The organism is Bacillus sp. FJAT-47783 (assembly GCF_022808615.1).
Classification (GTDB): Bacteria; Bacillota; Bacilli; order Bacillales; family Aeribacillaceae; genus Bacillus_BZ.
In genome coordinates this window covers 14164-33216 of the sequence record NZ_JAKZKS010000010.1, presented here as the reverse complement: position 1 = coordinate 33216, position 19053 = coordinate 14164, and the positions used below count along the sequence as shown (strand labels likewise).

Annotated in this window: 20 protein-coding genes, 1 pseudogene and 1 other annotated feature; of the genes and pseudogenes, 13 read left to right on the top strand and 8 right to left on the bottom strand. The window is 37.2% G+C overall.

The window, feature by feature from the left end; all coding sequences use genetic code 11:
• Window positions 1-216: 216 nt before the first annotated feature.
• Window positions 217-438, top strand: a binding site (T-box leader).
• A 91-nt stretch (window positions 439-529) separates the two neighbouring features.
• Both proB and MLD65_RS09110 read left to right on the top strand, forming a co-directional pair.
• A complete protein-coding gene (proB, locus tag MLD65_RS09115; RefSeq protein ID WP_243291569.1) occupies window positions 530-1651 on the top strand; it encodes a glutamate 5-kinase in 1122 nt (373 codons plus the stop codon).
• A complete protein-coding gene (locus MLD65_RS09110; protein WP_243291568.1) occupies window positions 1648-2895 on the top strand; it encodes a glutamate-5-semialdehyde dehydrogenase in 1248 nt (415 codons plus the stop codon). Before proB ends, MLD65_RS09110 begins: the two co-directional genes overlap by 4 nt.
• 429 nt (window positions 2896-3324) lie before the next feature.
• On the opposite strand, the gene MLD65_RS09105 is transcribed toward MLD65_RS09110, so the two are convergent.
• On the bottom strand, window positions 3325-3525 hold the full coding sequence (locus tag MLD65_RS09105; protein ID WP_243291567.1) for a YfhD family protein: 201 nt from the start codon (window positions 3523-3525) through the stop codon (window positions 3325-3327).
• Window positions 3526-3612: 87 nt separating this feature from the next.
• Window positions 3613-3741: a YfhE family protein gene (locus tag MLD65_RS09100; protein WP_243291566.1), complete on the bottom strand. Its 129-nt coding sequence runs from the start codon at window positions 3739-3741 to the stop codon at window positions 3613-3615.
• A 204-nt stretch (window positions 3742-3945) separates the two neighbouring features.
• On the opposite strand from MLD65_RS09100, the gene recX reads away from it, so the two are divergent.
• A complete protein-coding gene (recX, locus tag MLD65_RS09095) occupies window positions 3946-4746 on the top strand; it encodes a recombination regulator RecX (RefSeq protein WP_243291565.1) in 801 nt (266 codons plus the stop codon).
• Window positions 4747-4763: 17 nt separating this feature from the next.
• Here the strand turns inward: recX and MLD65_RS09090 are convergent, their stop codons facing one another.
• On the bottom strand, window positions 4764-5432 hold the full coding sequence (locus tag MLD65_RS09090) for an SDR family NAD(P)-dependent oxidoreductase (RefSeq protein WP_243291564.1): 669 nt from the start codon (window positions 5430-5432) through the stop codon (window positions 4764-4766).
• Window positions 5433-5523: 91 nt separating this feature from the next.
• Between MLD65_RS09090 and MLD65_RS09085 the strand changes: the two genes are divergently transcribed.
• Complete coding sequence (locus MLD65_RS09085) at window positions 5524-5838, top strand: YfhH family protein (RefSeq protein ID WP_243291563.1); 315 nt, start codon at window positions 5524-5526, stop codon at window positions 5836-5838.
• 49 nt (window positions 5839-5887) lie between these two features.
• Here MLD65_RS09085 and MLD65_RS09080 read toward each other — a convergent pair whose 3' ends face one another.
• The gene (locus MLD65_RS09080; RefSeq protein ID WP_243291562.1) at window positions 5888-6049 is read right to left on the bottom strand and encodes a YpzG family protein; all 162 of its coding nucleotides are present in this window, start codon (window positions 6047-6049) and stop codon (window positions 5888-5890) included.
• A gap of 28 nt (window positions 6050-6077) precedes the next feature.
• Window positions 6078-6236, bottom strand: coding sequence for a small, acid-soluble spore protein K (locus tag MLD65_RS09075; protein ID WP_243291561.1), 159 nt, complete (start codon window positions 6234-6236; stop codon window positions 6078-6080).
• Between the two features lie 118 nt (window positions 6237-6354).
• On the opposite strand from MLD65_RS09075, the gene MLD65_RS09070 reads away from it, so the two are divergent.
• Window positions 6355-6615, top strand: coding sequence for a YfhJ family protein (locus MLD65_RS09070; protein ID WP_243291560.1), 261 nt, complete (start codon window positions 6355-6357; stop codon window positions 6613-6615).
• A gap of 148 nt (window positions 6616-6763) precedes the next feature.
• Here MLD65_RS09070 and MLD65_RS09065 read toward each other — a convergent pair whose 3' ends face one another.
• The gene (locus MLD65_RS09065) at window positions 6764-7738 is read right to left on the bottom strand and encodes a metal-dependent hydrolase (protein WP_243291559.1); all 975 of its coding nucleotides are present in this window, start codon (window positions 7736-7738) and stop codon (window positions 6764-6766) included.
• A 261-nt stretch (window positions 7739-7999) separates the two neighbouring features.
• On the opposite strand from MLD65_RS09065, the gene mutY reads away from it, so the two are divergent.
• Window positions 8000-9112: an A/G-specific adenine glycosylase gene (gene mutY / locus MLD65_RS09060; RefSeq protein ID WP_243291558.1), complete on the top strand. Its 1113-nt coding sequence runs from the start codon at window positions 8000-8002 to the stop codon at window positions 9110-9112.
• A 7-nt stretch (window positions 9113-9119) separates the two neighbouring features.
• On the opposite strand, the gene MLD65_RS09055 is transcribed toward mutY, so the two are convergent.
• Window positions 9120-9335, bottom strand: coding sequence for a cytosolic protein (locus MLD65_RS09055; protein WP_243291557.1), 216 nt, complete (start codon window positions 9333-9335; stop codon window positions 9120-9122).
• Window positions 9336-9453: 118 nt separating this feature from the next.
• Here MLD65_RS09055 and fabL point away from each other — a divergent pair, with 118 nt between their 5' ends.
• The 5 genes and pseudogenes from fabL to MLD65_RS09030 all read left to right on the top strand — a co-directional run bounded on the left by fabL (window position 9454) and on the right by MLD65_RS09030 (window position 13946).
• Window positions 9454-10200 (top strand): enoyl-[acyl-carrier-protein] reductase FabL, encoded by a 747-nt coding sequence (gene fabL / locus MLD65_RS09050; protein WP_243291556.1) that lies wholly within the window; start codon window positions 9454-9456, stop codon window positions 10198-10200.
• 102 nt (window positions 10201-10302) lie between these two features.
• Window positions 10303-10440, top strand: a pseudogene (locus MLD65_RS09045) (gamma-type small acid-soluble spore protein); the annotation flags it as partial.
• A gap of 427 nt (window positions 10441-10867) precedes the next feature.
• A complete protein-coding gene (locus tag MLD65_RS09040) occupies window positions 10868-11122 on the top strand; it encodes a YgaB family protein (protein WP_243291555.1) in 255 nt (84 codons plus the stop codon).
• A 385-nt stretch (window positions 11123-11507) separates the two neighbouring features.
• Window positions 11508-12038, top strand: a complete 531-nt coding sequence (gene ntdP / locus MLD65_RS09035) for a nucleoside tri-diphosphate phosphatase (RefSeq protein WP_279326022.1) — start codon at window positions 11508-11510, stop codon at window positions 12036-12038.
• 165 nt (window positions 12039-12203) lie between these two features.
• Entirely contained in the window at window positions 12204-13946 is a 1743-nt protein-coding gene (locus MLD65_RS09030) for an ABC transporter ATP-binding protein (protein ID WP_279326021.1), read from the top strand.
• Between the two features lie 228 nt (window positions 13947-14174).
• Here the strand turns inward: MLD65_RS09030 and MLD65_RS09025 are convergent, their stop codons facing one another.
• Window positions 14175-16481, bottom strand: coding sequence for an immune inhibitor A domain-containing protein (locus tag MLD65_RS09025; RefSeq protein WP_481748511.1), 2307 nt, complete (start codon window positions 16479-16481; stop codon window positions 14175-14177).
• A gap of 606 nt (window positions 16482-17087) precedes the next feature.
• Here MLD65_RS09025 and MLD65_RS09020 point away from each other — a divergent pair.
• Together MLD65_RS09020 and MLD65_RS09015 are read left to right on the top strand one after the other, a co-directional pair.
• A complete protein-coding gene (locus tag MLD65_RS09020; protein WP_243291553.1) occupies window positions 17088-18092 on the top strand; it encodes an ABC transporter ATP-binding protein in 1005 nt (334 codons plus the stop codon).
• A complete protein-coding gene (locus tag MLD65_RS09015) occupies window positions 18085-19053 on the top strand; it encodes an ABC transporter ATP-binding protein (RefSeq protein WP_243291552.1) in 969 nt (322 codons plus the stop codon). The genes MLD65_RS09020 and MLD65_RS09015 overlap by 8 nt, the downstream gene beginning before the upstream one ends.

The following is a 19053-nucleotide window of genomic DNA, read 5'->3' as shown; positions in this document are numbered from 1 at the left end:
TGTATGAATAACGAATAAACAATTTATCAACATTATTCAGAAAATTGTGGATAAGTATCAATTTTTAATTTCAAGGAAAAATAATATTTTACAATTATTTTGAGATGTCCCCATAAAAAATTTAACTTGACAATTTTTATTAGATACCCGATAATTTTTGTAAAATTAACGCTTTTTTAAAAAACTCTTTTGAGATGAAAACCAATACTTCTTATCAAAATTGCGTTGATAGGGGCCAGTAAATATGTCTTGAAGCGAAAGAGAGTGAAGCTCATTGGGCTGAAAGGCTTCACCGCAAAAAGCTATTGAACCTACCCCTTGAGCTGTTAGGCTAATAACCTAACCGTTTTCCTACGTTACAGGAAGTAAAGAGAGTCTCACAAAGTGTGAGACTAATGAAGGTGGTACCGCGGATTATGACTCATATTCGTCCTTTTTTGATAAGGATGATATGGGTCTTTTTGTTTCTTTAAAAAATTCATCTAGAGAAAGAACAAACATCAAAGCAAAAAGGTGAGGTGATGGAAAAGTGGGGAAAAGAATCGTTGTCAAGATTGGAAGTAGTTCCTTGACAGATGTAAATGGTGGGCTTTCAAAAGAAAAATTAATTGATCATGTCGAAGCGATTGCTCATTTAAAAAATATTGGATATGACGTTGTATTAATTTCTTCAGGGGCTGTTTCAGCAGGATTTAAACAGTTAGGATATCCTTCAAGGCCAGTAACGACTCAAGGGAAGCAAGCAGCTGCGGCAGTTGGACAAGGATTATTAATTCAAGCTTATACAGAAGCCTTTAAACAGCATGGAATGGTATGTGCGCAATTATTGTTAACAAGAGGGGATTTTCAGAAAAAGGAGCAATACAAAAATGCTCACAATACGTTACAAGAGTTATTAAAGCGTTCGGTATTGCCGATTATTAATGAAAATGATTCTGTATCAATTGAGGAATTAACATTCGGTGATAATGATATGCTATCAGCTTTAGTTAGCGGTCTTGTCCATGCCGAATCCCTCATCATCTTAACAGACATCAATGGGCTTTATGATGATAACCCAAAACATAATCCGAATGCAAAGCGGCTAGATTATGTTCAGAAAATTAGTCATGAGCTCATTCATTCGCTAAGTAATGATTCCGGTTCAAAAGTTGGAACAGGTGGAATGAAATCAAAACTTTTGGCGGCGCAAACGGCTTTATCTTTAGGCGTAAATGTATTTATTGGAAAAGGAAATGGACGAAATAAGATCGAAGTTATGTTAAATGGAAATGGTGATGGAACATATATTGGTCATCCGCATTTATCCATCGTCAAAAATTCAAAACAATGGGTTGCACTACATTCGGAGATTAAAGGGGAAATTGAAGTGGATGATGGGGCTGAGCAAGCGATTTTATTTGAAGGTAAGTCGCTATTGCCGGCTGGTATTAAAAATGCTAGCGGTTTGTTCCATCAAGGCGATGTCGTTCAAATTGTAAATCGACAAAAACAAGTAATTGGTAAAGGGGAAGTGAACTATTCAAAAGAGGAGTTAGAGAAGGTTAAAGGACTATCAAGCCGTGAAGCGATGAAAAAAACGAAACGTGTACATCCAGAAGTTATTCATCGAGATAAATTAGCATGTAAAGATAAGGAGCTGATTGTATGAATGAACTTTTAGAAAAAGCAAAAAAAGCTAAGATGGCTGCACAAACGCTCGTGATAAAATCGACAGACGAGAAAAATGAAGCATTAAAAGCGATGGCAAGCGAGCTTCGCGAACAATGCACTTACATTTTAACGGAAAATGAAAAGGATTTACAAAAGGGGCGAGAAGCAGGGTTCCATGAGTCATTACTTGACCGTCTTTTGTTAAATGAAGAGAGAATTCATGCAATGGCTGATGCGTTGTTAGACTTAGTAGCAATTCAAGACCCTGTTCATGAAGTGGTCGAAACGATTGAACGACCGAATGGTTTGTATATTGAAAAAGTTCGTGTTCCTTTAGGTGTTGTCGGCATGATTTACGAAGCGAGGCCAAATGTAACAGTAGATGCGTCAGCACTTTGTTTAAAAACAGGAAATGCTGTCCTTTTACGAGGAAGTACTTCAGCTCTTCACTCGAATATTGCCATTGTACAAGTCATACATGAGGCACTTAAAAAAGTAAATTTTCCAACAGAAGCTGTTCAACTTTTAGAGGATACGAGTCGCGAAACTGCTTCTAAAATGTTTAAGTTAAACGATTATTTAGATGTACTCATTCCCCGTGGTGGGAAAAAACTAATTCAAACGGTTATTGAAAATGCGACCGTTCCTGTACTAGAAACAGGAGCCGGCAATTGCCATATTTTTATTGATGAAACGGCGAAACTAGACATGGCACTTGAAATTGTTTTAAATGCAAAAACTCAAAGGCCATCAGTTTGTAATGCGATTGAAACAGTACTTGTTCAAGAAAATTGGGCAGAGGAACATTTACAAACATTAATTAATCGCTTACGGGATGCAGGAATTGAATTACGAGTAGATGATCAAATTTATGAGCAGTATCCTACTTTAAAGCGAGCAACAGAGGAAGATTGGGAAACGGAATATTTAGATTATATTTTAGCAATAAAGCTTGTAAAAGATGTGCGTGAGGCAATCGATCATATTAATCAATACGGATCACATCATTCAGAAGCAATTATTTCTGAAACGGATGAAAATACGCAATTGTTTTTCCAACTTGTCGACTCTGCAGCGGTTTATCACAATGCATCAACACGTTTTACCGACGGTTTTGAATTCGGTTTTGGAGCAGAGATTGGCATCAGCACGCAAAAACTACATGCGCGAGGACCGATGGGGTTACCAGCTTTAACGTCTTCTAAATATGTTATTAAAGGGAATGGTCAAGTAAGGTCATAACATAAGGGGCTGTCCGAAAAGTGGTATTTACGCCCCGAATTAAAAAAAAGTAGACATCAAGAATGTTGATTTTACAGCATTCTTGATGTCTTAATTTTGGTGTGCTTTACGCAAAAATGGACTTTTTACACAGCTCCCTTAAACTTTATCCCACTCTAAACGGGCAGTAAGACCCCCATCTCAAGATTCTGTCTTTAAGCAAAGAAGATAGGTGGGGGACAACTAACCGTAAAGGTCCGAACATAAAGAACACAGACTAAGAGCGCCATGTCCTGTGGCCACGTCTATGTAACCCACACATCCTGTGGGTCACAAGGGCCTTTAGGTCATCCCGTAGGGACGAACATTCAGTGGGGGATGAAAAAACCCTCACTGAATGAAGTTTCACTTTATCAAAACACCAATTCCATTTCGTATTCATCTCTTTTGTTACCCTTTTTTAAATCGTTTTCGAACAACTCTTTGGTTCGCTGCGTTAGCTCGTGCCTGTGCTTCCATATCTGCTTGGTCAGCTAACTCTCTTGAATATTCTTCATATGTGCCATCTGTTTCGTTTTTTAACGCTTCAGGAACTTGCGGCAAGGAATTTTTATTTTTGTCACGTTTTTTATGATGATGTGTTCTACCCATCACATTTCCCCCCTTAAAAAATGGATGAACTCTAAAGGTGAGTTCATCCATTATCGTTTACAATATGTAACGATTTCATGCTTTTATTTAGTGTTTTTCACCATCAGTGTAACCACCAGCACGGTCAGCCATTTTAAAATCTCTTGAATAGGTCACTTCTTGAGCACTTGATAAATTGCTTCTGTTCTTCTCGTGTTTTTTCTTTTTATCAACCACAATGCACAACACCTTTCCATTCTTTTTTCAAACATTATCTATTTTCGACGAAAGAAAAGTTTTCATACAAAAAATGAGATGATTTCCGATAAAACCTGACCCACCAAAAATGGCTATTTTTAACTTGCGTCCTTTTTGAAAAAAATATTTCTCTTGTTTATTAGGAAGTAAACATTTTGCTACTATAGATTTGAGGTGTTATTGATGTATATTACAAAAATTGAAGTGCAAAAAAACAATTCAGATCGATTTAATATTTTCGTGAACAAAGGTAAAGGAGAGGAATATGGATTTAGTGTTCATAAAGATACACTCGTTAAGTTTGGCTTACGTAAAGGTTTAGAACTTGATGATATTGAGCTGATTGAAATCCAGTTTGGCGATGAAACGAAAAAAGCATACAACTCAGCGATAGAATATTTAGGCTTTAAGATGAGAACGGAGCAAGAAGTACGCCGCCATTTAAGAAAAAAAGAGGTCGGAGAACATATTGTAGATGATGTTATTAAGCAATTAACAGGTCAAAATTATGTAAATGATGAAGAGTATGCTTCTCTGTACGTTCGTACGCAAATACGTTCCAATAAAAAAGGTCCAATAGTCATTCAAAAAGAGTTGGAAGAAAAAGGGGTGAAACCTTCTTATATAAAGGCTGCATTAAAACAGTTTACGAAAGAAATGCAAATCGATATTGCCTATAAATTAGCGGGAAAATTTCAATCGAAAACGGAACGCTTATCCTTTATCCAATTAAAACAGAAGATAGAAGAAACACTTATAAGAAGGGGCTTTTCTTTTGAAATTATTCAAACTGTCCTAGAAATGATGCCAGTAGAGCAATCAAGTGATGAAGAATGGGGAGCACTTATAAAACAAGCGGAAAAGGCGATGAAAAGATATGATCGATTCGATGGATATACAAAAAAGCAGAAGCTGAAACAGTCTTTATTTAGAAAAGGGTTCTCAATCGAATTGATTGAGCGATATATAGATGAAATCGAGTAGGAAACGGCAAGCGTTTTCTACTCGATGATAATTTCGTTCCGACCATCATCTAATTGTTTGATTTTTTCGGCAACAGCTTTCGGGGAGCGAAGCCTATTTTTATCCTTTATATGATCACTTTCATCCCAAAAAGGAGTGTCCATGCCCCCCATATAGGCTGCTTTAATTTGAATGGTTGTCCCTTTCCATTCTTTTTGCAAGCTTTCCGTAAAACCTCTTACAGCAAATTTAGAGGCTACATAAACGCTTTCATTGACTTTCCCACGCAGTCCGGCAGTTGAAATGATGTTTAAAATAGAAGCGGAAGGCTGTTGCTCCAAATAAGGTGAAAAAGCTTTTGTCATAAAGATAGTTCCCTTTACATTCGTGTCTATCATTTTATGTATGTCTGATTCAGATAAAGTATGTAAAGGTCCAAAAGAGCCGTACCCTGCATTATTGATTAAGTAATTAATTTGAAACTTTTCATTCAACGTTTTTGCTGCTTCCATCACTGCGCTATAATCAGTAATATCTAATGTATAGATGTAAGCACTTTTTTGTAATGTTTCGAGATCTTTTTTTGTTCTTTCAAGCGATTCTATCGTTCTCCCGATTAAAATAACACGATCATAATCGTTACTATATTGTAATGCAAGCTCACGGCCTAATCCACTTCCAGCACCTGTGATAATAATAGCAGACATATTATGAAATCCTCCTTATTCTTTTGCGTTTCGTTCATGTTCTATTTTATACTTAAATTAAACTTCGATGAAGGGTAAGGGAGACGAGAACATGCAACAAAAACGTTATAGTGACATGACAAAATATGAGTTGAATACGGAAATCGCTCAATTGAAAGAAAAAGCAAGAAAAGCTGAGCAGCTAGGAATGGTCAATGAATATGCTGTTCTTGAGAGAAAAATTGCGATGGCAAAAGCGTATTTATTAGATCCAAGCTCCTTTCATTCCGGAGAAATATACAATATTGATGGATCTTCGGGTGAACAGTTTAAAATAGAGTATTTAAACGGTGTATTTGCATGGGGCTATCGACTATCAACACCATTGAAAGAAGAAGCATTGCCGATTTCTTTATTAATTAAATAATAAAATAATAACGACCATTCACGTACAACTTGTGAATGGTCCGTTACGATTAAGAACGTTTTCGTGTTTGATTTTCGAGAATGATCAAGTCTTGTGTTTGCTGGGTTTCACCATTTACTTGGTGATGCGCACGCTTTGGGTTTGCTCTTGGTCCTAGGAATGGAGTAGAATAAATTTGGTCATAGAAATTCTTTTTTTCATTAGAGCCCATTTTTAAAACCCCTCTCGTTTCATGCGAGTTACGAATATGGTTTATCACGTTCGCCAGATGCTCTCATACGTTCAGCGGGGTGCGTATTTATCGTTCTATTTGCACGCTTCGATGCAAATTCAGCCTTTGCGCGCGGCTCCCCATCAAATTTTTCATGCTGCGGGAATCCTTTTGCTTTGTTGCGCATCTTGTCACCCTCCATTTATAGCACTTGCGCCTGTAGAAAAGCGCATTATTATTATGACTTTAGCTCCATTTTATATAAGTAGATAAAAAAGGAAAATCTCCTTGAAAGGTGAGAATGGATGGAACAATATTTTGAACGACTTACAAATGAACTAATCGCGAAAAATCCCAATTTATCGCATAACAAAGCAAGAACGTGGGTTGAGCTATTATGGGAAGATTTTGAAACGACTTATGCAAAAGCTGGTAAAACATATCGTGGAAAACAAATGACCGAACAAATCGTTCATCAATGGATTATCAATTATGGTGACAAATTGCATGAATTTGTGGCGCGCAATCCGAAATATGAACGCTTTTTAAATGAAAGTAGTGAATAAAGAAATAAGCCTAGTTTAACATTTGTTAAGCTAGGCTTACTTTTTTAAAAAGAAAGAATAAACTTTGTGCATAGTTTTTGTGTTCAGCACAAGGCGCCATATGCTTTTCTTCTGCTTGTCGCCGATAGGAGAGCGCCTTGCACTTTTCTTATAGCATGTCTAATTTTTTTTGTAATCGCTGTTCACTAAAAATCCATCCTGTGTATGAGCGAAGAATGTTATGATCTTCATCTAAATGAACAACAGCAACAAACGGGTAATACTCTTTACTCCGATATCGTAAATCAATAAAGCGGACTTCTATATGATCATTTAATTCAACTATTTCCCAACGATACATCGGTGAAAAATATAGAAAAGCTTGAATATTAGCGTCCTTTTTTGCCGACTCGATGATATCTGTTTTTGGAAGAGGAACTCGTTCGAATCGATCGAGAATTTTTAGTTCACCTTTATTGGCTCGAACGACATAAAAGTAATCTTTTGCTTTAATTGCCAAAGTCCATCTTGAAAATTGTATAGAGGGGTTAAAAATAATTTCCTCTACTTCATTTATTTGCTGATGGACCGCTCTTACAACGGATCTCTGAATAACAAGCTTAACAATATAATAACCAATTAAAAGGATATAAATCGTTAAAAAGGTATAGCCGGCATCAAACCCTAAAAGCCATATGACGATACCGATAATATGCATGATAAAAATAACTGGATCAAAAGTATTAATCGTACCAAGTGCAACCCATTTCTTTGAAAAAGGGCGAAGCGCTTGTGTTCCGTATCCATTAAAAATATCGACAAATACGTGAAGAAAAACAGCGATAAATGTCCAAAGCCAAAGATGAAAGAGATTGCTTTCTGGTATAAATAAGAATATTGAAAATGTGATGAGAATGGACCAAAGAATAATCGCAGGAATCGAATGTGTCCATCCACGATGATTTCGAATATACGTAGCATTATTTTTAAACTTTAAAAACGTGTCAAGATCAGGGGCTTGCGATCCGATGATCGTGCTAATCAACACAGCATCAGCCGTTATCGCATGTTGACCAACAGCAGAATCTAATGTGGCAATTCCCCCTAAAGCAATCCCCATTACAACATGAGTACCTGTATCCAATACATTAACCCCCAAAAACAGATGATTTAAACGGGCAATTCCAAACCTTCCAAATAATCCTACAACATCCTCAAGATTTAAAAAAGTATAGAAATTTACTGGGAAATGGATGAAATCCCCCACTTTATGAAATAGAGAATTTCATGTAACATGATATGAGTAGATTTTCGAGTAACGTCTACAAAGCATATTTTTTTCTTCCTTATGCTCATTTAATCATAAAACGACTAACACTGGCAAAACTTTTTTGGGGGTTCAACCATGGAAGAGGCTTTAGAAAGAAAATTGGATAGATTTCCGGTAGAACAATTTCAAATGGATCTAATCGGTTGGTATAAAAAAGAAAAAAGAGATTTACCTTGGAGAAAAAGTCAAGATCCGTATAAAGTTTGGGTCTCAGAAATTATGCTGCAACAAACACGAGTTGACACAGTCATTCCTTATTTTAATCGTTTTATGGATAAATTCCCTACAGTTGAAGATTTAGCAAACGCAGAAGAAGACGAGGTGCTTAAAGCATGGGAAGGGCTAGGTTATTATTCTCGCGCTAGAAATTTACATGCTGCTGTGAAAGAGGTACATGAATCATACGGGGGCATCGTACCTAATAATCCAACACAATTAGGAAAACTAAAAGGAATCGGTCCTTACACAAAGGGAGCGATTTTAAGCATTGCCTATAGTATTCCTGAACCAGCAGTAGATGGGAATGTTATGCGTGTTTTATCAAGGATTTTATCGATTTGGGAGGACATTGCCAAACCAAAAACGAGAAAAATTTTTGAAGAGGTTGTTTACAACATTATTTCGAAGGAAGACCCATCTTCTTTTAATCAAGCTTTAATGGAATTAGGTGCGATGATTTGTACCCCAACGTCTCCTTCTTGCCTCTTATGTCCTGTAAGAGAACATTGTATGGCATTTGAACAAGGAGTCCAAAGTGAATTACCTGTCAAAACAAAAGCTAAATCAAATCGACATGTGCAAATGGCTGCTGTAGTTTTAAAAAAAGGAGATTATTTTTATATTCATAAAAGGCCCTCACAAGGTTTGTTAGCAAATTTATGGGAGTTTCCAAATTGTGAAACGATTCAAGGAATGCTGTCGCAAAAAGAGCAATTAAAACAATTTATTAAAACTGAATATGAAGTAGACGTAGAAATTGGAGAATTAATTGGAACAATCGAGCACGTGTTTTCCCACTTAACATGGAATATATCGGTTTTTATCGGTGAAATAAAAGAAGACAGGCAAATGAAAAATATACTAAAGGTATGTGAAGAGGAATTAAAGCAATATGCCTTTCCTGTTTCACATCAAAAAATTTATGTAATGTTTAAGGAGCAATATGAAAACAAAGCTAGTGCAAACTAGCTTTGTTTCAGCTTTTTAATTCAGGGGAAAAGCGGGATTCTTTCGTTTTTAATCCACCGCGTGCTTCAATTTCTTCAATAATTTCTCGATGAATTGTTTGCCCTTCGACATTCAGATAAGGCATAATTTGTTGAAGTGCATGGTGGAAATAGGCAAGCTCTTGCTCGTTCCATTCATTTTTTGGCATCATCGATAACTCGGTCATGTCACGCCCATTGTACATACGCGTACCTCCATTCATAACGATTAACTGCCCGCAAGGTTTATGGGGAATCCTTACTTTATTCTTTGATACAATAAGATCAACTATTCGATTTGAACACACAAAGGAGATGAAAATAATGGAAAAAGTAGCTCTTATTACGGGAAGTAGCCGGGGAATTGGAAAGGAAATTGCCATCCGGTTAGCCAAAAGAGGGTATAACATTGTCATAAACTATGCGAGAAGTAAAAGCGCAGCCTTAGAGACGGCGAAAGAAATTGAACAATTAGGTGTAAAAACTTTAGTTGTGAAAGCGAATGTTGGGAAGCCAGAAAAAGTTAAAGAATTGTTTCACCAAATTGAAGAGGAGTTTGGGCGTCTTGACGTTTTTGTAAACAACGCAGCATCAGGGGTTCTTCGTCCACTTATGGAGCTAGAAGAATCACATTGGGATTGGACAATGGATATTAATAGTAAAGCATTATTATTTTGCGCACAAGAAGCAGCGAAATTAATGGAGAAAAGCGGAGGAGGTCATATTGTAAGCATCAGCTCCCTCGGTTCAATTCGTTATTTGAAAAATTACACAACGGTTGGAGTTTCGAAAGCTGCACTTGAAGCATTAACGAGGTATTTAGCTGTTGAACTTGCCCCAAAAAACATCGTAGTGAATGCCGTATCTGGAGGGGCAATCGACACAGATGCGCTGACACATTTTCCAAATCGTGAAGAATTGTTAAACGAGGCAAAAGAAAAAACACCAGCTGGTCGAATGGTGGAAAAAGAGGACTTAGTCAATGCGGTAGAATTTTTAGTATCGGATCAAGCATTTATGATTCGTGGACAAACGATTATCGTAGATGGGGGAATTTCACTTCTCGTTTAAAGCGTAAATTCAAAAAAAAAAGTTGGATAGTTTCCAAACCTCCGGGACATGATAATTCACGTGGAGGTGATAGTCATGGCAAAACAACAACAAAACCAACAAAACAAAACTAATCCGCAGCATGTAAGACAACAAAATCAAGCGGCTGCTCAAGGACAATACGGAACTGAGTTTGCAGCTGAAACAGATGCACAGCAAGTACGTCAGCAAAACCAGCAAGCTGAGCAAAACAAACAGTAACGTCATTTAAGCGGGGTAAAACGTAGGGCACTTCCCTTTTTGGGAGGTGCTTTCTTATTGTTCAGGAAATTTTAAATTTCCAACCTTTGTTCATAGTGTTTTGCCTCTAGCCGGGCATTAGCGGCTATAAAAACTTCCCATTTCATCCGTACAAAAAGTCAACATCAACTAAAACGTCGCCCGAATTCCCTTTATCTCCAAATGAAATAATACAGTTTGTACGCAGTTTTAGCGAAGCTCTCGAGCTTTTGTTCTTTATTTAGGAAATTTTACGGATATAAATGACTTGTTTTGGAGATGTTTGTAAAAGTTAGGGGAGAAGTTCATACATAAAAGGCAAAAATTCAACATAAGTAGTCAAAGGAATATTCTAATACAAACAGAATTTTTATAGTGATGTGATTGTACATGGAAGGAGCGAATTAGCTTGAATGCTGTAAGTCGATTCGATCAGCTCGTTTGTGAACAGTTAACGACAATGGAGAAGTTATTATATGTTCAATCTGAAATTGAGCGATGCCAACAACTTCAAAATGAATTTACCTCATTACAAAATGCTACAAAAATTGAAGAGATTCAAAATGAAATTCAAAAGAAGAAGCAAGAGCTTTATGAAATTCAGGAAGCTTTTCAACGTCAAACAGAAGCGGTTATTAAAACATACCAGCTTGAGCACAGCTAATGAGAAACAAGAGTCAACCAAAGTGGTATGGCTCTTTTATCCCACTCTTAACGGGCAGTAAGACCCCCACCTCAAGATTCTGTAGTAAAACAAAGAGGTGGGGGTCAATTGCCCGTAAAGGTCCGAAAATAAAGAACACAGACTAAGAGCGCTACGTCCTCTGGCAACGTCTGTGTAACCCACATCCTGTCGGTCACAGTGGCCTTTAGGTCATCCCATAGGGACTAACATTCAGTGGGGGATGAAAAAAACCCCCACTGAATGAAGTTTCACTTTATTTTCTTTTTTGTTTTCTAAAGGTATAATAGGAAAAAGAAATAAAAGCATAAATGGACGTTTTGAAAACATTTATGAACGGAATGTCCAAAAGAAAGTAGGGGCAATCATGAGTTTTCCCAAGGAAGGAGACAAAATCCAAATACATAGCTATAAGCATAATGGCTTCATCCACCGAATTTGGGAAGAAACGACGGTATTAAAGGCATCAGAAAATTGTATTATCGGAGGCAACGATCGGACGACGGTAACAGAATCTGATGGAAGAACGTGGATTACACGTGAACCGGCAATATGTTATTTTCACTCAAAATATTGGTTTAATGTAATAGGGATGATTCGCACGGATGGCATTTACTATTATTGCAATATTAGTTCACCGTTTGTGTGGGATGATGAAGCATTAAAATATATTGATTACGATTTGGATATTAAAATTTTTCCGGATATGACCTATATATTGTTGGATGAAGATGAATATGAGCGCCATCGTCGCGAAATGAATTATCCTGAAGTCATTGATCGGATATTAAAAAATAACGTGAATAAGCTAGTTACTTGGATTCGTGGCCGAAAAGGTCCGTTTTCTCCCGAATTCATCGACAGGTGGTATGAGCAATATTTAACATATTTACAGTAGAAAGTCTGTTGGCATGACAACAGACTTTCTTTGATATAATGCGAAGATTGAAATCGTAAATTATGGTGCGTGAAAATGACTTTTAATGTGGGTTGCGCTTATTTTTTATGAACTTGCGGATACAGTCAAAAAAACAGTCCAACTATAAGTAAGGAGGTTTATAACTTGAATTCCATCAAGCGATATATGCAATTTGTGAAGCCTTATCGCTTACAAATCATATTCACAATCTTTATTGGGATTATTAAATTCGGTATTCCATTATTAATTCCCCTTCTTTTAAAATATGTGGTCGATGATATTTTAGGTGGGAACTTAACAACTTCAGAAAAAACAGAGCAGCTTTTTTGGATCATGGGAATTATGTTTTTTTTATTTATTGTCATTCGCCCACCAGTTGAATATTATCGACAGTATTTTGCTCAATGGACAGGAAGTAAAGTATTATATGATATTCGCGATCATTTGTTTACACATTTGCAAAGGCTAAGCTTACGTTACTACGCAAATACGAGGGCAGGTGAAGTAATCTCAAGGGTCATTAATGATGTTGAACAAACGAAATCGTTTGTCATTACAGGCCTTATGAATTTATGGCTCGATTTGTTAACGATATTTATCGCCATCGGTATTATGTTCACAATGGATATCAAATTGACATTGATTTCGATTGTATTGTTTCCGCTTTATGGGTTTTCAGTTAAATACTTTTATGGGCGTCTACGTAAATTAACTCGTATTCGTTCACAAGCGCTTGCTCAAGTTCAAGGATATTTACATGAGCGGGTTAGCGGGATGCCAGTCATTCGCAGCTTTGCTATTGAAGATTTTGAACAAAAACGATTCGATAAGGAGAATCGTCATTTTCTTGATCGAGCACTTGACCATACGAGTTGGAATGCTAAAACATTCGCGGTTGTCAATACGATAACAGATATCGCGCCATTATTGGTCATTTTTTATGCTGGGTATGAAGTGATTAATGGAAAACTATCAATCGGAACGATGGTTGCTTTTGTTAGTTACATTGATCGACTTTACAATCCGTTACGAAGATTAATCAATTCATCCACAACGTTAACGCAAGCATTTGCTTCAATGGATCGTGTATTCGAACTCATGGATGAATCGTATGACATTGTTGACAAGCCGAATGCGAAAGAAGCGAAACAGGCAAAGGGAGAAATTGAGTTTCAAAAAGTATCCTTTCGTTACAATCATGATGAACCACCTGTCCTTCACGGAATTGATTTAAAAATTAATAAAGGGGAAACAGTGGCTTTTGTGGGGATGAGTGGTGGTGGTAAATCAACGCTCGTAAGTTTAATCCCAAGATTTTATGATGTTACAGAGGGAAGAATTTTGTTAGATGGTGTTGATATTCGAGACTACCAAGTGAAATCGGTACGCGATCAAATTGGCATGGTTTTACAAGATCATTTTCTTTTTAGTGAATCTGTTAAAAGTAACATATTGATTGGTAAGCCTGATGCAACGGATGAAGAAATTATCGAAGCCGCTAAAGCTGCAAATGCGCATGAATTCATCATGAACTTGCAAAATGGCTATGACACAAAAGTTGGTGAGCGAGGTGTTAAACTGTCTGGCGGACAGAAGCAACGGATCGCTATCGCCCGCGTTTTTTTGAAAAATCCACCCATTTTAATTATGGATGAAGCAACGTCTGCATTAGATCTAGAAAGTGAACATTTAATTCAAGAAGCGCTTGAAAAACTTGCGCAAAATCGGACAACCTTAATTGTCGCGCACCGTCTTTCAACGATTACACATGCAGACAAAATTGTACTGATTGAAAACGGTGAAATTGTAGAAGTGGGGACACATCAAGAACTTATGAACCAAAAGGGAAACTATTATCATTTATTTCAAATTCAGCAGTTAGATTAAAAGAGAAAGGCTAGTCTTTTTTCATAGACTTGCGGACTATTTTCAAAACTTGCGGCAATTTTTCATGACTTGCGTGAAAATAAACCAAACTTGCAGAGTACGCAGTTTTCAAAGGTAAAGCACTGATGAAAATTTCAACTTGTTACTTGGAACAAGTAATCTAACAACCTAATATTCTCATAAAAAAGGACACTACCTCTTACTTGAGGCAGTGTCCAAATACATTCATTATTTATGAATCCATACAGCTCCAGCTGAGTTATCCTTCGCTTCACCAATTACTTGAATTTTGATGCCGTGATTCGGTAAGATGCGACCTGCGTCAGGAATAACGTCGTTAATATATTTGTTGGAATCATCAAATACTGTTACACCTGGTAATGATTTGTAATCATATAAACCGCGGTAAACAGAGTCAGTCATCCAAGAAGGAGTTTTGTCAAAGCTAAATGCTGCATCTGCTACTTGGTAGCGTGTACTTTGGAACGTTGTTTGTTCTCCGTCTTTCATTCCGAAAATCGGTTCTGGGTGAGAATCAACAACGCCTAGGAAGCCTTCACCTGGATGAACGCCAACCCAGTTGTCTGTAAAGCTTTCGTCACCGTACCAAACAACTAAACCAGTATTGTATTTTGCACCGCGTGAATATTGAAGGGCTTTATCAGCACCTGCATAGTTTCTCCATTCTAAATAGTAGTAATTGTCCTTCGTGAACTTACCGTTTGAAACGATAAATCCATCCAGTGCAAATTGTGCTTCACCTTCTGCATCGTCATTAAACACAACTTGTCCATCTACAGTAAGTGCAGCGTTATCAAGAGCAAACCCGTCAAGTGCTAAACCACCGTCCGTTACATACTCAAAAACAAGCTTAACTTTTTTACCGGAAAATTCGGATAAATCATAAGATTTGTCTACCCATTGGCCTTTTGACGATTCTGCACGAGCATCTCCATCTGTATCGTCATCACCGATTGTATCGATGACTTTTTGTTCTCCATCACTCGTAACCGCCGTTACATATAGGAAGTCGTAATCATATTCAATGTCGAACCATCCTTTATAAGTAAATGTTGCTTCATTTGCATTTGTTAAATCGAATTCAGGAGTCGTCATTGAAGTATGAAGGTCGTCACCTTTCGTACTGTAATAATATTTTTCGCCAAATGCTGGTTGAATTCCATCAACTTCTTTTTTCGGCAAGTTAATTTTAACAATACCAGGGTTTTTTGATTTTGTTACACTTTGATCGATGACGGAGACCGTTCCTTTTTTATCAATGTCTTTATAATCGACTTCCATAATGTTTGCCCAGTTTCCGCCCATTAATGTTTGGAAGAATTCCTTGTTTTGTGGTGAGAAGCTTGTCGGTTCTGTTCCAGCGACTTTACCGTTCCAGCTACCGCCACTCATAATGGACCAAGATGCAACAGGCTCACCATGGCCAGTATATTGTGTATCATATTCATCAGGTAACCCTAAATCATGCCCGAATTCATGAGCGAAAACTCCGACTGCTCCATCCTCTGGTTGAATTGTGTAATCGAAAGCAGCCATTTTACCGCCCCAGTAGTCAACTTCCGCTGAGCTGTTTGGAACTGCATACACACCATCTAGTACCCAACGATGCGACCAAATAGCGTCATCACCTAATAAACCGCCGCCAGCTTCTTGTCCTGTTCCAGCGTGAATAATCATTAAGTGATCTACTAATCCGTCCGGCTCATTTTGGTTTCCATCTCCGTCAAGATCATATAAGTCAAACTCATCGTAATCAGCTAAGTTAATACCTGATTCTACCGCTGCATCAAGTGCGCGCTTCACTAAATCACGTGGGCCAAGCGGTCCTAAGTTATCATGTCCGCCATTCGGATTATCATCACCATAATCAGCAGCTTTTCCAGGAATCGTTAGCCAATCGGATACTTGGCCATCAACTGTGTAGCTACCACCGGATTGCTCTTCATAATATTGTTTAAATGTTTGAATTTTCTCGCCGTTAAATAACTCAAATTCTTTATCACCAAACATCAGCTCTTGGTAGTGCTCACGGTTAAAGTCATCTGCATACATATATCCATCTTCTTGGATGACATTATTATGTTTAAAATCTTCGAATTCAACGAGCAAAACGAGAACTTTATCTTCACGAACGTCTCCGTTGTATGGAGCTTCTTTTGCTCCTTTTACTTTTACATATCCATTTGGCTTCCCTTTTTTATAATTTTTATGACCTTTATCTAATTGCTTTTGAAGTTTCTCTTTTTGCTTTGTTAAGAAGTCTTTTGCCTTTTTATCAAATTCTTTTTCATGGTCATCTTTGCTTTCATGTGATGTTGTTTTGCCAGGCTTGTCCCCTTGTTTTTTCTCAATGTATTGCTTTACTGCTTTTTCGATTTGAGCATCACTAGCGTTTTTGGAAATGACTCCGCGCTCTTGTAGTGCTTTACCTAACCGTTCTTCTGGCACGATATTTAAATCGATGGGTGCAGAAGGCTCTGCACTAACACTGGAAGCGCTTACATTACTTGTCATTGATGTCAGTGCTAATGAGCAAGTTAGTAGAGTTGATGTTGCAAGAACTGATAAAGCTTTTACCTTTTTCAACCAAAATCCCTCCCGAATTATGAATATATGTAAATTTGCACCTCCTTTTCTTACTAGTTTAATATATCAGAATATTCTATATGCTATCAATGTATTTTTTGAAAATATTAAAAGAAATTTAGAGAATAGGGCATATATCCTGTTTTATCAGATGGTCTAGGAAATATAATCACACTTTAATATTATATAAGAATAACAAATGATAAGTAGCTATCGATTGTTATTATTAATATAACAGTAAATTTGTAAACTATTTTATTTTTTACCATCAATAAAAATTTCAAAGATTGAATGATTTATAGTATTTTTTGCCTATTTCGGGTGAATATAATGAATGTGTTAGGATAATCAATATTTTAAAGTGTTAAAGGTTCTATAAATTTAGGGAAAGACAATTGTGTCGAAAAATAATTGAATATTTCGACAAAAAACAACCAGTATTTTTTCTCGAAATATGTCATAATCAATACTATATTATTATATTTTTAAAATTTATCATTTTCTGAATATTTAATTTTGAAGGTAGGTGTTAAGGTGAAGAGGAAACCTATACTCCAAGTTGATCAGCTAAAAGTTTCCTTCACTTCAGGAAAGAAAAACGTTCCGGCCGTACAAGATGTTAACTTCTCTTTATACGAGGGGGAAATATTAGGGATTGTTGGTGAATCTGGAAGTGGAAAAAGCGTTACTTCTTTATCAATTATGGGACTTATCCCAAAACCACCAGGTGTCATAGAAAATGGCCAAATTTTATTTGATGGGGAAGACTTACTTAAAGCAAATGAAAAGAGAATGAGAGAAATTAGGGGAAATAAAATTTCGATGATTTTTCAAGAACCCATGACATCTCTTAATCCACTTTTTACTATTGGCAATCAATTAATGGAAGCGCTTTTATTACATACGAAAGCAACAAAAAAAGAAGCGAGACAACGAAGTATTGAGCTTTTAAAGCTTGTTGGTCTCCCAAGAGCAAATGAATTGATCCATGAGTACCCTCACCAATTATCAGGTGGGATGCGTCAGCGAGTGATGATTGCTATGGCGATGGCATGTCATCCAAAAGTACTGATTGCAGATGAACCAACGACAGCATTAGATGTAACAATTCAAGAACAAATCTTATCACTTATGAAGGATTTAAATGAGAAAACGAAAACATCGATTATACTCATAACGCATGACTTAGGTGTGGTAGCTGAGGTTTGTGATCGAGTTCTTGTGATGTATGCAGGAGAAATTGTTGAACAAGGCGATGTACAAACGATTTTTCGCGAACCTAAGCATCCATATACGAAAGGGCTCTTAAAGTCCATTCCGAATATAAATAAACGTGAGAATCGTCTTTATTCAATTCCTGGAAATGTCCCAAGACCAGGAACAATTAAACAAGGATGTTTATTTGCCCCTAGATGCGAAGAGGCTATGGATCGTTGTTTTCAGCACGCCCCTTCTTTTTATTCCAGCGATTCATCCGACCATTTCGTTCGGTGTCTTTTACATGAAAGTAAGGAAGGGGGGCTAATAGAAAATGTCTGAACGACTGCTAGAGGTGGATGGTTTAAAAAAGTACTTTCCAATTAAAGGTGGTATTTTTGGTAGAAAGCAAGGAGAAGTAAAAGCGGTCGATGATGTTTCCTTTTATGTTCGGAAAGGGGAAACACTTGGTATTGTTGGCGAAAGTGGCTGTGGGAAATCTACGACTGGCCGTCTCATTATGAGATTAATTGAGTCTAGCGATGGCTCGATTAAATTCGAAGATCAAGAGATTACAAAGATGCCAAAGGGTGAGCTTAGGAAAATTCGACGTGATATACAAATGGTGTTCCAAGACCCTTATGCGTCATTAAATCCGCGTCATACGGTTCAAAAAATACTTGAAGAACCACTTATCGTACACGGCATTGGTTCCAAAGAAGAGAGGAAAAAGAGGGTGCAGGAAATGCTAGAAGTTGTTGGATTATCTAGCTATCATGCGAAGCGCTACCCTCACCAGTTTAGCGGGGGGCAGCGTCAACGTATCGGAATTGCGCGGGCACTGATGACAAAGCCGAAGCTTGTTATTGCGGATGAACCTGTTTCTGCACTCGATGTATCCATTCAAGCACAAGTGTTAAATCTATTAAAAGATATTCAAGAAGAGTTTGGATTAACCTACATTTTTATTGCTCACGACTTAGGTGTTGTCAAGCATATTAGTGATCGAGTAGGTGTCATGTATTTAGGGAGATTAATAGAGCTAGCAGATAGTGATGCTATTTATGAAACGCCGAAGCACCCGTATACGAAAGCGCTTTTATCAGCGGTTCCAGTACCAGATCCATTGATAAAGAAAGAGCGGATGCCGTTAACGGGGGATCTTCCAAGCCCATCTAATCCGCCATCAGGCTGTGCTTTTCATACAAGATGTCGTGAATGTATGGACGTATGTAAAACGACAAGACCAACGTTTCAACAGCTTTCTTCTGGTCATAATGTTGCATGTCATCTTTATGAGTAA